The sequence below is a fragment of the Massilia eburnea genome, from assembly GCF_009720745.1.
Classification (GTDB): Bacteria; Pseudomonadota; Gammaproteobacteria; order Burkholderiales; family Burkholderiaceae_D; genus Rugamonas; species Rugamonas eburnea.
The window spans coordinates 43,639-56,698 of sequence record NZ_WNKX01000009.1 but is presented as its reverse complement, the minus strand read 5'-3'; the positions used below and the strand labels follow the sequence as shown (position 1 = coordinate 56,698).

General features: G+C 61.0%; 18 protein-coding genes. 10 read left to right on the top strand and 8 right to left on the bottom strand.

Features of this window, described 5'->3' with window-relative positions; all coding sequences use genetic code 11:
- Positions 1 to 22 precede the first annotated feature (22 nt).
- On the top strand, positions 23 to 784 hold the full coding sequence (locus GM658_RS13675; protein WP_155454604.1) for an SDR family NAD(P)-dependent oxidoreductase: 762 nt from the start codon (positions 23 to 25) through the stop codon (positions 782 to 784).
- Between the two features lie 74 nt (positions 785 to 858).
- A complete protein-coding gene (locus GM658_RS13670; RefSeq protein ID WP_155454603.1) occupies positions 859 to 1,263 on the top strand; it encodes a nuclear transport factor 2 family protein in 405 nt (134 codons plus the stop codon).
- 4 nt (positions 1,264 to 1,267) lie between these two features.
- Here GM658_RS13670 and GM658_RS13665 read toward each other — a convergent pair whose 3' ends face one another.
- The 3 genes from GM658_RS13665 to GM658_RS13655 form a co-directional block, all read right to left on the bottom strand.
- On the bottom strand, positions 1,268 to 1,666 hold the full coding sequence (locus GM658_RS13665) for a VOC family protein (RefSeq protein WP_155454602.1): 399 nt from the start codon (positions 1,664 to 1,666) through the stop codon (positions 1,268 to 1,270).
- A gap of 67 nt (positions 1,667 to 1,733) precedes the next feature.
- Entirely contained in the window at positions 1,734 to 3,380 is a 1,647-nt protein-coding gene (recN, locus tag GM658_RS13660; protein WP_155454601.1) for a DNA repair protein RecN, read from the bottom strand.
- Positions 3,380 to 4,279: an NAD kinase gene (locus GM658_RS13655; RefSeq protein WP_155454600.1), complete on the bottom strand. Its 900-nt coding sequence runs from the start codon at positions 4,277 to 4,279 to the stop codon at positions 3,380 to 3,382. The genes recN and GM658_RS13655 overlap by 1 nt, the downstream gene beginning before the upstream one ends.
- Positions 4,280 to 4,417: 138 nt before the next feature.
- Here GM658_RS13655 and GM658_RS13650 point away from each other — a divergent pair, with 138 nt between their 5' ends.
- The 4 genes from GM658_RS13650 (at position 4,418) to GM658_RS13635 (ending at position 6,354) form a co-directional block, all read left to right on the top strand.
- Positions 4,418 to 4,795 (top strand): VOC family protein, encoded by a 378-nt coding sequence (locus tag GM658_RS13650; protein ID WP_155454599.1) that lies wholly within the window; start codon positions 4,418 to 4,420, stop codon positions 4,793 to 4,795.
- A 146-nt stretch (positions 4,796 to 4,941) separates the two neighbouring features.
- Complete coding sequence (locus GM658_RS13645) at positions 4,942 to 5,385, top strand: hypothetical protein (protein WP_155454598.1); 444 nt, start codon at positions 4,942 to 4,944, stop codon at positions 5,383 to 5,385.
- Between the two features lie 49 nt (positions 5,386 to 5,434).
- Complete coding sequence (locus GM658_RS13640; protein WP_155454597.1) at positions 5,435 to 5,683, top strand: hypothetical protein; 249 nt, start codon at positions 5,435 to 5,437, stop codon at positions 5,681 to 5,683.
- Complete coding sequence (locus tag GM658_RS13635; RefSeq protein ID WP_155454596.1) at positions 5,680 to 6,354, top strand: alpha/beta fold hydrolase; 675 nt, start codon at positions 5,680 to 5,682, stop codon at positions 6,352 to 6,354. The genes GM658_RS13640 and GM658_RS13635 overlap by 4 nt, the downstream gene beginning before the upstream one ends.
- Here the strand turns inward: GM658_RS13635 and GM658_RS13630 are convergent.
- Positions 6,338 to 7,195 (bottom strand): DUF3667 domain-containing protein, encoded by an 858-nt coding sequence (locus GM658_RS13630; protein ID WP_155454595.1) that lies wholly within the window; start codon positions 7,193 to 7,195, stop codon positions 6,338 to 6,340. The genes GM658_RS13635 and GM658_RS13630 overlap by 17 nt on opposite strands.
- Positions 7,196 to 7,284: 89 nt before the next feature.
- Here GM658_RS13630 and GM658_RS13625 point away from each other — a divergent pair, with 89 nt between their 5' ends.
- From GM658_RS13625 to gloA, 3 genes are read left to right on the top strand one after another with little or no spacing between them, the layout of a single operon-like run.
- A complete protein-coding gene (locus tag GM658_RS13625; RefSeq protein ID WP_155454594.1) occupies positions 7,285 to 7,545 on the top strand; it encodes a hypothetical protein in 261 nt (86 codons plus the stop codon).
- 8 nt (positions 7,546 to 7,553) lie between these two features.
- Complete coding sequence (locus GM658_RS13620) at positions 7,554 to 8,861, top strand: PQQ-dependent sugar dehydrogenase (protein ID WP_155454593.1); 1,308 nt, start codon at positions 7,554 to 7,556, stop codon at positions 8,859 to 8,861.
- Between the two features lie 12 nt (positions 8,862 to 8,873).
- Positions 8,874 to 9,284: a lactoylglutathione lyase gene (gene gloA, locus GM658_RS13615; protein WP_155454592.1), complete on the top strand. Its 411-nt coding sequence runs from the start codon at positions 8,874 to 8,876 to the stop codon at positions 9,282 to 9,284.
- Positions 9,285 to 9,383: 99 nt separating this feature from the next.
- On the opposite strand, the gene GM658_RS13610 is transcribed toward gloA, so the two are convergent.
- From GM658_RS13610 to GM658_RS13595, 4 genes are all read right to left on the bottom strand, one after another.
- The gene (locus GM658_RS13610; RefSeq protein WP_155454591.1) at positions 9,384 to 10,691 is read right to left on the bottom strand and encodes a TolC family outer membrane protein; all 1,308 of its coding nucleotides are present in this window, start codon (positions 10,689 to 10,691) and stop codon (positions 9,384 to 9,386) included.
- Positions 10,692 to 10,735: 44 nt separating this feature from the next.
- Positions 10,736 to 11,059: a rhodanese-like domain-containing protein gene (locus GM658_RS13605; RefSeq protein ID WP_155454590.1), complete on the bottom strand. Its 324-nt coding sequence runs from the start codon at positions 11,057 to 11,059 to the stop codon at positions 10,736 to 10,738.
- Between the two features lie 9 nt (positions 11,060 to 11,068).
- The gene (locus GM658_RS13600) at positions 11,069 to 11,722 is read right to left on the bottom strand and encodes a protein-L-isoaspartate O-methyltransferase family protein (RefSeq protein ID WP_155454589.1); all 654 of its coding nucleotides are present in this window, start codon (positions 11,720 to 11,722) and stop codon (positions 11,069 to 11,071) included.
- A 150-nt stretch (positions 11,723 to 11,872) separates the two neighbouring features.
- The gene (locus GM658_RS13595) at positions 11,873 to 12,517 is read right to left on the bottom strand and encodes a TetR/AcrR family transcriptional regulator (protein ID WP_155454588.1); all 645 of its coding nucleotides are present in this window, start codon (positions 12,515 to 12,517) and stop codon (positions 11,873 to 11,875) included.
- A gap of 222 nt (positions 12,518 to 12,739) precedes the next feature.
- Here GM658_RS13595 and GM658_RS13590 point away from each other — a divergent pair, with 222 nt between their 5' ends.
- Entirely contained in the window at positions 12,740 to 13,045 is a 306-nt protein-coding gene (locus GM658_RS13590) for a hypothetical protein (protein WP_155454587.1), read from the top strand.
- The last annotated feature ends 15 nt before the right edge of the window (positions 13,046 to 13,060 follow it).

The following is a 13,060-nucleotide window of genomic DNA, read 5'->3' as shown; positions in this document are numbered from 1 at the left end:
CAACTTCGTAAGGAGCACTACCATGTCGCAGAAACTCAATGGAAAAATCGCACTGGTCACCGGCGGCACCTCCGGCATCGGCCTGGCAACCGCCAAACGCTTTGCCAGCGAAGGCGCGCATGTCTTCATCACCGGCCGCCGTGAGAAGGAATTGGCCGCAGCCGTTGCAGCTGTTGCAGCCGTCGGCAATGCCACCGGCATCCGCATCGATTCATCGAATCTTTCGGAACTGGACACGCTTTTCAAGCAAATCGGGGAAAGCAAGGGACGTATCGATGTCCTGTTCGCGAATGCCGGCGGCGGCTCCATGCTGCCCTTAGGCGAGATCACCGAAGAACAGTTCGACGACACCTTCGGCCGCAACGTCAAAGGCGTGCTCTTCACCGTTCAAAAAGCCTTGCCGCTTCTCGCCAACGGCGCATCGGTCATCCTGACCGGATCGTCTGCAGGGCATACCGGCACTGCGGCGTTCAGTGTCTATGCGGCGTCCAAAGCTGCCGTACGCGCCTTTACCCGTAACTGGATTCTGGACGTAAAGGATCGCAATATCCGTTTCAATACGATCAGCCCAGGTCCTGTCAAAACGCCCGGCCTGGTAGATCTGGCAGGTCCAGACGCGGCGCAACAACAGGGTTTGCTGGACTACCTGGCGTCCCAAGTCCCAATGGGACGCGTTGCGGATCCCGATGAAATTGCAAAAGCCGCAGTCTTCCTCGCATCCGACGACGCGAGCTATGTCAACGGCATTGACTTCGCGGTGGACGGCGGCTTGGCCCAAGTCTGATCTCGCCCACTTAACCGACGAGCGCCAACGGCGGCCACAACGCGTGGGATGCTGTTGGCGCGAAAGGACTCCAAATGAAAACCCCAGCCGATCTGCTTAAGCAGTATCTGTCTTCCATCCGCAATCCCTCTGCTGCAGCTGCGCTTTTTGCGGAAGACGGCGTGCTTGAACTTCCTTATCTGGCGTCTTTAGGGATCCCACCTCAAGCCCAAGGCCCGGCAGCCATTGAAAACTTTATTGCGTCCCTGCTCAAAAAGGTGCCCGATTTCCAATTCAAGAACGTCCGTATTCTGATTGAAACCGGCGAGCAGGCCTTTGCAGAGTATGACGTGGAGGCTCCTGTGGTTCCGACCAATCGTATTTACCGCCAGTCCTATGCCGGACGGCTTGTGACAGCCGGCGGAAAAATCGTGCTGCTACGAGAGTCACTGGATACCGTAGCAGCAGCCAAGGCCTTCAATATCCCGATATCAGTCTAAGGGTTCAGGCCTGTGGCGCGACCCAGACCAGGTTCCACAGGTGGCCATCGAGATCCTCAAAGCCCTGGTCGTACATGAAACCGTGGTCTTCCGGGGGATGCGGGATGCGGGCGCCGCCGGCGAGGGCCTTGGCGATAAGGCTGTCGACTTCCTCGCGGCTGTCGCACATCAGGCAAATGACCACTTCATTGGCCTCTTTCGCCTGCACCACCGGCTTGTTGATCAGCGACCGGAAAAAGGGTTCCGTGGTCAGCATGACGTCGATCCCGCCTTCGACGACGTGCATGTACGACGCTTCCTGGTTGCTGAATTGTTGATTGAAGGTGAATCCCAGCGCGGTAAAGAAGGTTTTGGATTTCTCCAGGTTCTTGACCGGCAAGTTGAAGATAACTGACTTTTTCATGGCGTCTCCAGGTAAAGGTTGAGGGACTTGCATCCCTACGACGAATGACGTTGGCCGAAATCGACAGCTAAGAAGCCAGCAGTTCGCGGGCGTGCTTGCGGGTGGTGGCGGTGATTTCCAGGCCGCCGAGCATGCGCGCCACTTCTTCGATGCGCGCCTTCTGGTCCAGCACTTCGATGCGCGAGGCGGTGCGGCCGTTGCCGGCCGGGCCCTTCGCCACCTGGAAGTGCTGGTTGCCCTGGCTGGCCACTTGCGGCAAGTGGGTCACGCACAGGACCTGGCGCTCCTGGCCGAGGCGCTTGAGCAGCCGTCCCACAACCTCCGCCACGCCGCCGCCGATGCCGCTATCGACCTCGTCGAAGATCAGGGTCGGCACGGTCGTCGCATGCGAAGCGATGACCGAAATCGCCAGCGAGATACGCGCCAGTTCGCCGCCCGAAGCCACCTTGGCAAGGGGCCGCGGGGCAACGCCGGCGTGGCCGGCCACCAGGAATTCCACCTGCTCCACCCCGTAAGCAGACGGCTCGCACGGACGCAGGGCGATTTCGAAGCGACCGCCGGACATGCTCAACTCCTGCATGCCTTGCGTGACGGCCGCACCCAGAGCCTGCGCCGCCGCAGCGCGCGTGGCCGACAGTTCGGCGGCAACCGCGAGATAAGCCGCCTTCAGCTTCTCTTCCTGCTTGCGCAATCCTTCCAGGTCCGCCGCGTCGGCCAGCTGCGCCAGCTTTTCGGACAGGCGCTCATGTTCCTCCGGCAGGTCGTCCGCCGCCACGCGGAATTTGCGCGAAGCGGAATGCAGGGCTTCCATGCGCGCATCCACTTGGCGCAGGCGCTCGGGATCGAGCTCCACCCGGTCCATGTAGTTATTCAGCGCATACACCGATTCCTGCAGCTGGATACGGGCCGATTCGAGCATTTCAACCACCGGCTGCAGTTCCGCATCGACCGACACCAGTTTGCTGAGGCGCGAGCCGATCGTCGTTACCTGCGAAAGCACCGGGTGCTCGTCCGACTCCGACAGCACGCCCAGCGCCTCCTGTGCGCCCTCCAGCAGGCTGGCGGCGTGCGACAGGCGCGAATGCTCGTTGCCGATCTCCGCCCACTCGCCTTTTTTCGGCGCCAGCTTGTCCAGCTCCGTCACCTGCCATTCCAGGCGCTCGCGCTCGAACTGCAGGTTGGCTGCGTTGGCCTCATACTCTTCCAGCTGCTTCGACAGGGAGCGCCAGGCGCGATAAGCCGCCGTTACGTCGCGCACATTGGCGCCGCACTGGTTATCCAGCAGCTCGCGCTGCGAATCGGTTTTCAGCAGGGACTGGTGGGCATGCTGGCCATGGATGTCCACCAGCAGGTCGCCCAATTCGCGCAACTGCCCCGCTGTCGCCGCCACGCCGTTGATGAAGGCTTTCGAGCGTCCGGCATTGTCGACCACGCGGCGCAGCAGCGCCCCGCCCTCTTCCACCGCGAACTCGTTCGCTTCCAGCCAGGACAGGGCCTGTTCGGTCAGCGCGAAATCGGCAGTGATATCGGCCTTGGCCGCGCCTTCGCGCACCATGCTGCCATCGCCCCGCCCGCCCAGCGCCAGCGTCAGTGCATCAATCAGGATGGATTTGCCGGCACCGGTTTCGCCGGTGAAGACTGTGAAGCCTGGGGAAAATTCCAGTTCAATCGAATCGACAATAACGAAGTCGCGGATGGACAGGGTTCGAAGCATCAGATTTTGCCGTCAGTAGATGGGTATTCGTTCCAGTGCAGCTTTTCGCGCAGGGTGTTGTAGTAGCTCCAGCCTTCCGGATGCAGGAAGGTGATGGTGTGCGGCGACAGGCGGATGTGGATCTGGTCGCCCGTTGCCGCGCTGGCGAAGGTTTGCATGTCAAAGTTCACAGTGATGTCTTTGCCGCGCTTAAGCTCAATCACGATCTCGCTGGAATCGGGCAGTACGATCGGCCGGTTGGACAGTGCGTGCGGCGCAATCGGCACCATGGCGATGCCGCCCAGCGTCGGGTGCAGCAGCGGGCCGCCGGCCGACAGCGCATAAGCCGTGGAGCCGGTCGGGGTCGAGATGATCAAGCCGTCGGAGCGCTGGTTGTACATGAACTGGTTGTCGACGTCCACGCTCAGCTCCACCATGCCGGCGCCGGCGCCGCGCGACACCACCACGTCATTGACGGCGGTGCCGAAGAAGATCGCTTTCCCGTCGCGCATGACGCGGCCTTCGAGCAAGGTGCGGCGTTCGGCCTTGTGCGTGCCGCCGAGGATGCGTCCCAGCACCGGCAGCATGTCTTCCTGGCGGATGTCGGTCATGAAGCCCAGGCGGCCCTGGTTGATGCCGATCAGCGGCGTATCGTAGGCGGCCAGCTGGCGCGCAATGCCCAGCATGGTGCCGTCGCCGCCCATCACCACCACGGCATCGGCGCGCTCGCCAATGCCCTGTACGCTCATGGAGGGAATGTCCGTGATCCCAAGGTGCTCCGCCGTATCAGATTCCAGCACGACGCTGTAACCGCCCTGCTTCAGAAAGTTGATGACATCGCGCACCGGTTCTTCGATGCCGGTGGTGTTTGGCCGGACAACCAGGGCAATCGTGTTGTACATCGGGTGCGTAACGGACATATCAATCTCGGTCAAAAATATGGGGGTGGCAACACGCAGCAGAGTAACCCATAATGCTTGCTCATGCCATGCATTGCAACGCTGGCCGATACGCTCAAATACTGTATATTTGCACAGTATATAACAAGGGAGGCTCGCATGGCAAAAGCAGTGGGCATCGGCGGGATTTTCTTCAAATCCAAGGATCCGGTGGCGCTGATGGCCTGGTACCAGGCTTGCCTTGGGCTTCCGGGTGAAGCCAAAGAGTACGCCTCCTTCCCACCTGCCGCCATGCCTCCGAATGGCGCAACCTTGTTCAGCCCCTTCAAAAGCACGACTTCCTATTTCGCTCCATCCAAGCGTGACTTCATGATCAATTTCATCGTGGATGACCTGGATGGCGCGCTGAAGCAAGTCGCCGAAGCTGGGGCGACACTGGTGGGCGACCCGCAATCCTTCGACTACGGCCGCTTTGGCTGGTTTATCGATCCTGACGGGAATAAGGTCGAGCTGTGGCAGCCGACTGCTGCGGTGTAAGGCGCCCCTTCGAAGCATGGTGTACCCAAGGTCCGCCGCAAGGACTGATATGTCTCAAAGCTTGGCCAGAAGCCGCTTTCCAGCGGGCAAGCTTGTTGTACAATCCGAAGTCTTGAGAGATTGTCTAATCCTTGCCTTTCCGCGCCATGGATTCCGTATCAGAAGCACAATTTGAGCTGGACCAATTGCGCCACCAGGCCAGGAAACAGTTGCTTGGAACCGTGGTGCTGGGTGTCATGGCCGGACTGCTGGCGTTTGTCGGCCAGAGTGCCCTGGGACAGGCCCGCCCTCTGCTGGAGTCCTCCTTTGGCACCTGGCAGTCGCTCTACACGGTGGTGCTGTGGGCGCTGGCGATCGCCTGGCTAGTCGCCTTGATCCAGCAAGCCCTCCACTACCAGAACATCAGCGAACAATTCGAATCCCGGCGCCGCCTGGATGCGGTCTATGCAGAGCGCGCTGCCAAAGCGCAGGCCGTCGAAGAAGAACGCCAGCGCCAGCGTGCTGAATCCGAAGCCCGCCAAGCCGCCGAGCGCAACCGCCGCCTCAACAAGAACAGCCACAGCACCAAATTCGACTTCTGGCAGGAATAACTCAGTAGCGATCTGATAACATTAGCCTCTTGATTCCCAGGAGGATACCTTGCTTATCTTGTTTGCTGCGTTGATGGCCGGCTATGCCATCGGAAAATTCATGCCAAGCGGCAAAGCTGCTTTTGGCGTCTGCACCCCCGTCAGTATCGTTTGCTATGCCTTGGTGAAGTCGATGCTTGGTACCTTGCCGGACATCGGGATGATCATCATGGTTGGCGTCGTCCAATCGCCAATCCTGATGTTGGGCGTTGTCCTCGCCCGGCGCAGCAGTAAGCGCAATTCATACGAAACGGAATGAAACCAGTCCTCGTGCTGCTGCCTGGAATGGATGGGACGGGGGAACTGTTCACGCCATTCATCCAGGCGCTTGGCGGGCAATTCGATGTGCGAGTGGTGAAGTATCCCGGCGACCATGGCGGCGGGTACGACGAGCTGGAAGCGCTCGCGCGGGCAGCGCTTCCTCAAGACCGGCCTTATTTCCTTCTCGGCGAATCCTTTTCGGGGCCGATCGCGGTTTCGATTGCCGCATCGGCACCCCAGCATTTGTCAGGCCTGGTGTTGTGCTGCACGTTTGCACACAATCCCCGGCCCCGACTGGCTGCGTTGAAAGCGCTGATTGGTGTGATGCCGGTGAAAGCTCTGCCAGCGGCTTGGCTGGTAAGCGAGCAACTGCGCGCGCCGTTCAACGCGGCACTGTCCAAAGTGACGTCGAATGCACTTCGCGCGCGCATGCGTGCCGTTCTCGCCGTCGATGTCCGTAGCCGGCTCGCTGCTTGCAACGTGCCGATCCTCTACCTGCAGGCGAAGCGCGACCTTCTCGTACCGCCCGGCGCAGCGAACGCCATCACGAGCATCAAGCCGGCGGTAAAGCTGGCCGCGTTCGATGCGCCGCACTTCCTGCTGCAAACCGTGCCGCGGGAAGCCGCGCGCGAAGTCGGTGACTTTGTGCGGCTTAATGCGCGGAGATGATTGCGAGGCCCATCGCGACGAAGATGGCGATGGCGAGCGAAACGCCATGTATGAGCCCGAGCAGCAGCCAGCGCCAGGCAGTTCCCCATTTCCCTTTCCGGTAGACGCGTTGCATGGCCCATGGCAGGTAGCCCGCCACCCAGCAGAACGCCACGAATTTCAAGAACCCGTCTGGCAAGAACATGAATATGGCGAGCATGACGAAGGCAAATGCATTCGTGTGCAAGGCGAACAGCAGGTGTTCGCCATAGCGCTTGCCGGTGCCGAGATAAAGCAGCTTCAGCCACAAGGCAAACAATGGCATCAGCAGGAAGATCGCGTAAGGCACGTATTTGTAGAAGCCGGCCTGCATGACCGCGCTCTTTTCCTGGTCCGGCAAGCGGTTGAAGCGGTCGATGGAATGGTAGATGTCCGGCGTTTCGCGCTTTAGCCACTCCTGCATTTTCCCGGCATCGCCTTGCGCCTCCCTTTTTTCAGGCTCCGCTTGCTGGATGGCGACCGGTTGCGCCGCATGCGGGTCAACGTTCACGATACCAACGTTGGACAGCTTCAGCACGGCGAAGAAAATAATGCTCAGCGAAAGATACAGCCGCAAAGGCTCGACATAGCGCTTGCGTCGGCCCGCAATGTATTCCGTGGTCAGCAGGCCGGGCCGGAACAGCAGGCGTGTGATCGTTCCCCACAAGCGCCCTTCCAGCGCGACGTAGTGGCCAATGAACTCGTGCAGGAATTCGCCTAAGCTGGGCGAGTGGAGACGGGTCTCCTGGCCGCACATATGGCAGTAGTTGCCGGACGTGGTGGCGCCGCAGTTGCGGCAAGTGTTGTCGTTGGTGTTGTGCATCCTGCAATGCTACCGGTGGAATTGCTTCTGTTCAAGCTGGCGACCCAGACCGTGTCGCTTCGCTACCATGGCCTGAGGAGGACGAGACCATGGAACCGAACAGCAAGGACCGCAAGGTCAATACGCAAACGCCCGTGGACCGCACTGGCGGCAAGCGCCTGCCCCATGAGCGCGACCAGTCGCCGCAAGGCGAAACCCAGCAGAAGGAACGCAGCGTGATACGCCAGGCGGCGGACGACGTCGAGCAGGGCCTGGTTGATACCGACCTGCATGGCAAGCCGGGCCTGCAAAAGCCGAGTGCCGGCAGCGAAGCAAAGGCCAATCCCCTGCCCGGGACTAAGCGCGATTGAGGCCCATCATGCGAACCGCAATACTTACCCTTTCGGCAGGCGCGGCGATCGGCGCCGGCGCCGCGCTGGCGCCGACCTACCCGATGGGCTGGGGACCCAATCCCGCGCTGGCGGAACCGAACAAGACGCTGATCCCCACCTTGAACGTGGCCCCGGTCGATCGCTGGAAAGGCGATGAGAAACCGGTGCCCGCTTCGGGCTTCAGCGTGACCGCTTATGCGCGCGACCTGGACCACCCGCGCTGGCTGTATGTGCTGCCGAACGGCGACGTGCTGGTGGCGGAAACCGCCGCCCCGTCCAAGCCGGAAGACGGCAAGGGCATCAAGGGCGCCATCATGAAGCATGAGATGAAGAAGGCCGGCTCCGCCACCGCTTCCGCCAACCGCATCACGTTGCTGCGCGACGTCGACGAGCGCGGCGTCGCGAAGACGCGCGGCACCTTCCTCAAGGACCTGAACTCGCCATTCGGCATGGTGCTGGTCGATAAGGACCTGTACATCGCCAATACCGATGCTGTGGTGCGCTTCCCCTACACGGAAGGCGCAACGTCCATCAGCGCGGCCGGGATGAAGGTGATGGACTTGCCGGGTGGACCGATCAACCACCACTGGACCAAGAACATCACCGCCAGCCCGGATGGCCGCTTCCTCTACATCACAGTCGGCTCCAACAGCAATGCGGGCGAAAACGGCATCGATAAGGAAGAAGGCCGCGCCGCGATCTGGGAATACGAACGCGCCACCGGCAAGTCGCGCCTTTATGCAACTGGCATGCGCAACGCAGCCGGCATGGCGTGGGAGCCGAAAACGAAGGTCTTATGGACGGTGGTGAACGAGCGCGACGAGCTGGGCGATGATCTCGTGCCTGACTACCTGACGTCGGTAAAGGATGGCGCCTTCTACGGCTGGCCCTACAGCTACTACGGCCAGCGTGTCGACACGCGGGTCAAGCCGCAGCGGCCGGAGATGGTGCAGAAAGCGATCATGCCCGACTATGGCCTCGGCTCGCATACCGCTTCCCTGGGGCTGGCGTTTTACGATGCGAAGCTGTTCCCGGCCAGCTGGCAGGGCGGCGCCTTCATCGGCCAGCATGGCTCGTGGAACCGCAAGGAATTCAGCGGCTACAAGGTGGTGTTCGTGCCGTTTGCGGAAGGCCGGCCATCCGGCCCGCCGACTGATTTCCTGTCCGGGTTCCTGACGCGCGAAGGCAAGGCCAAGGGGCGTCCGGTGGGCGTGGCGGTTGACAAGGCCGGGGCGCTGCTGGTGGCGGACGACGTGGGCAATATCGTGTGGCGTGTGAGCCCCGCCACGCGCTGATACAATCAAGCCATGCGAATCCTACACACGATGCTGCGGGTTGGTGACCTGCAGCGATCCATCGACTTCTACACCAAGGTGCTGGGCATGAAACTCTTGCGCACCAGCGATAACCCGGAATACAAGTACACGCTGGCCTTCCTCGGCTACGGGCATAACCCGGAGCATGCGGAGCTGGAGCTGACCTACAACTACGGCGTGGACAAATACGATATGGGGAATGCCTACGGCCATATCGCGATCTCGGCGACCGATATCGTGTCGGCTTGCGAGGCGGTGCGCGCCAACGGCGGCAATGTCACGCGCGAACCGGGCCCGGTGAAAGGCGGCACGACTGTGATCGCTTTTGTCACCGACCCGGACGGGTACAAGATTGAACTGATTGAGCGCAGCTTTGACGGCCAAGGGGCTGGCTTGCGCTAAACCCGGTAAACCTGGGTACGACCGAAGGGTCGGCCCCTTCCCCTGCAGCCTGTACCGGCGAGGGTCAGACCCTTGGGTCTGACCCGGATTTGCCGGGTTTTAGTGCTGCAGCAGCGCGTTAATCGGCTCCAGGTCCGCTTCTTTCAGCGACCCCGCGGCCGACTTCAGGCGCAAGCCATTCATGATGGTGTCGTAACGGGCCTTCGACAGGTCCTTCTGCGTGGTGTACAGCTGGCGCTGTGCATTCAGCACGTCGATGTTGATACGCACACCCACCTGGTAACCCAGCTTGTTCGATTCCAGCGCGGACTTGGACGACACTTCCGCCGCTTCCAGCGCCTTGACCTGCGCCAGGCCGCTGTTCACGCCGAGGAAAGCTTGGCGAGCGGTCTGCGCAGCCTGGCGGCGCGATGCTTCCAGGTCGTTGCGGGCCTTGTCTTCCAGCGCGATCGACTCGCGCACCTTGCTGGTCACGGCGAAGCCGTTGAAGATCGGGATATTCCAGGTCACGCCGATGGCGTTGTTGTTCTGCAGAGAAGTGCCGGTGAGCGAGGTGCGGGACTTCTGCGCCACCAGGTCCACCGTCGGCATATGCCCTGCGCGCTGCTTGCCGATTTCGCGCTTGGCGATTTCCACATTCAGCTTGGCGCCGGCCACGCCGTAGTTCTGCTCTTCCGCCGCCGAGACCCATGGCTCCAGCGTCGCCGGCTGCGGGCTGGCGATGGTCACGCCGGTGCGCAGCGGCGCCAGGGTGCCCGGCACTTCGCCGATGATCTGCTGCAGCGCGGTGCGCTTCACTTCCAGGTCGTTCAGCGCGGCGAATTCCTGCGCCACCACCAGGTCGTATGCCGCCTGCGCTTCGTGCGTGTCGGTGATGGTCTGGGTGCCCACTTCGAAATTGCGCTTGGCCGATGCCAGCTGTTCCGTGGTCGCTGCTTTTTGCGCCTGGGTCGCGGTCAGGTTGTCCTGCGCGGTCAGCACGTCGAAGTAGGCTTGCGCGACGCGTAGGATCACATCCTGTTGCGCCTGGGCGAAGACCGCTTCGGCAGCGGCAGCGGACAGTTTGCCCTGCTGGTAGCCTTCCCAGTTAGCCCAGCGGAACAGCGGCTGGGTCAATTGCAGCTGCATCTGGCTGCTGTAGTTTTCTACATCGCCGGATCGCTTTTGGATGTAGTCCGTCGCGTCACCATTATTTTTCATATTGGTGCCGTTCAGGCCGACGGTCGGCAGCAAAAGCGAGCGTCCCTGCACCGTGCGTTCCTGGCCCGCTGCCAGGGCGGCGCGCGCGCTGGCGTAGGTGGCGTCGTTGGCGAGCGCCTGTTTGTACACCTGGACCAGGTCAGCCGCCTGCGTATTCAGCGAGAACAGTGCGCTGGCAACCAGCACGGCGAGAAGGGGTTTCTGCATTTGCATCTCCGTTGGAGTCGTCAAAAAGGTTTAGTTTTCGTGCCTTAGTACTTCGGCATTGAGCTGTCTACCTGCACAGCCCAGGCGTGAATACCGCCTGTCAGATTGCTTACCTTGCTGAAACCGTGATGCTCGAGGAAGGCTGCCACGTTGAGGCTGCGCGCCCCGTGGTGGCAGATGCAGACGATCTCCGCGTCCTCGTCGAGAGCGTCGATGCTGGCCGGGATGGTCTGCATCGGCATCAGGGTCGAGCCTGCGATATGGCAGGTCTCGTACTCCCAGTTCTCGCGCACGTCCAGCAGGAAAGGCTGGGCCTTGGCCGAATCATTCAGCCAGGCCGCCAGTTCCGCTGCAGTAATGTGCTGCATGGCGTTCCCTTAGAAAGTGAACGCCGAAGGTTTCACCGCCAGGTCGAGCGGATTGACATCGGTTTCAAACAGTTTCACGGTGTCGTACCCGTGCTCGCCGGTGCGGGTAATGCGCTGCGCGGACATCACCGGCGAATCGCCGAGGATGACCACGATGCGGCCGCCTACCTTCACTTGCTGCAGCACCGCTTCCGGCAGTACCGGCAGCGAGCCGGAGAATACGATCACGTCGAACGGCGCGCCGTTGGACCAGCCCTGGGCGCCATTGCCCAGTTCCACGGTCACGTTGGCGATGCCGTTGTCCGCCAGGTTCTTTTGCGCCAGCGCTTTCATTTCCGGCGAAATTTCCACCACGGTGACGTGGCGTGCGCGGTGTGCGAGCAGTGCGGCCAGGTAGCCGGTGCCAGCGCCGACCAGCAGCACGTTTTCATGTTTCTTGATTTGCGCGTCCTGCACGATGCGCGCTTCCAGCTTCGGGGTCAGCATTTGCAGGCCACCCGGCAGCGGGATGAAAGTGTCGACAAAAGCCAGGTTCTTGTAGGCTTCTGGCACGAAATTCTCGCGTTTTACGACCAGCAAGAGATCGAGGATGTCCGTATCCAGCACGTCCCAGGGACGGATTTGCTGTTCGATCATATTGAAACGGGCTTGTTCGATATTCATCTTTGTTGACTCGGTGAGGGATAAATAATCCGTCATTTTATCGTTTGTCTGGTCAGGTGGGCATATTAACGATTAAGACAACGGATCGCGGGAAATTGCGACAGTCTGCAGATTTGGGGGGGTGAACGCGCAAAATCGGGACTAAATGCTTCACTTCTGAGGGGCCAGGCCCTGCTGCACCAGGCCGAGGAAGGTCTCCATGAAGGCATCGGCATCGACACCCTCGTGGGTCTCGCAGGGGAAAAAGCTGTGCTTCCACATCATCAGCGTGAGCACCGGGGCGATCAGGACGTTGGTCATCATCACCGGATCCAGCGGACGGAATTCGCCGCGCGCCACGCCGCGCTCCAGGATGCCGGTCAGCAACCGGCTGCCGCGCTCGATCACTTCCTCGTTATAAAACTGGGCCAGTTCCGGGAAATTGCCGGATTCCGCCATCATCAGCTTGGCCAGTCCGGCGACCTTGGTGGCGCCGACCTGGGTCCACCAGGTGCGCAGCATCTGGCGCAGCAGTTCGTCGCTGGGCATGTCCTGGGCGGCGGCGGCATCGCTTTCCGCCTGGCCGATGGTTTGCACGATGGTGTCGCGCACCACGGCCTTGAACAGGTCCTGCTTGTTTTCGAAGTACAGGTAGAGCGTGCCCTTGGAGACGCCGGCGGCGCGCGCCACGTCTTCCAGGCGGGTAGCGGCAAATCCGCGATCGACGAACAGCTCCAGCGCGGCCGCCAGCAATTCCTGCGGACGCGCGTCCTTGCGCCGCTCCCAGCGGGGCTTGGTATCAGTCGGGGCTTGCATGATAAATATTGCGATTAGGTAACTTACTCGTGAGTCAGTTATATTAGTCCCCCTATCCCGGGGCGTCAAGTTTCTGGCCTCGTCGCCGGCTCCTCGTCATACTAGTCAAAAAAATAACGACTGTTGTTATATAGATCCATTTTTACGATTTAATTGGTAAAACCCGGAATTTAGGTATTTACTGCTAAGTACGCGTCAAAGAACGTGTCTGGGAGAGTAAAAATGTATAACAAAACAAATTTGCAAGTCCTGGCAGCGGCCTCGGGACTTGGGGACGAGCGCATCCAGGAGCTGTGGGAAGGTGCGGATATGTACGCGCGCGCCCAAGCCGGCAATCCTGATTCGCCACGCTACCAGCAAGTGCTGCATGAACGCATGGCGGTGATGGTGGAACGCGAGGTCGCCAAGCGCCATTCGACCGATGGCGAGCCGTGGGTGCTGGCCGATGCACACCTCGGGCAAATCGAGGTGTCGCTGTCCGACGCGCTGAAAGCCTTTGGCAGCCGAGCGCAGCACGTCATTCACTAACGGGGCAAGGCCGCG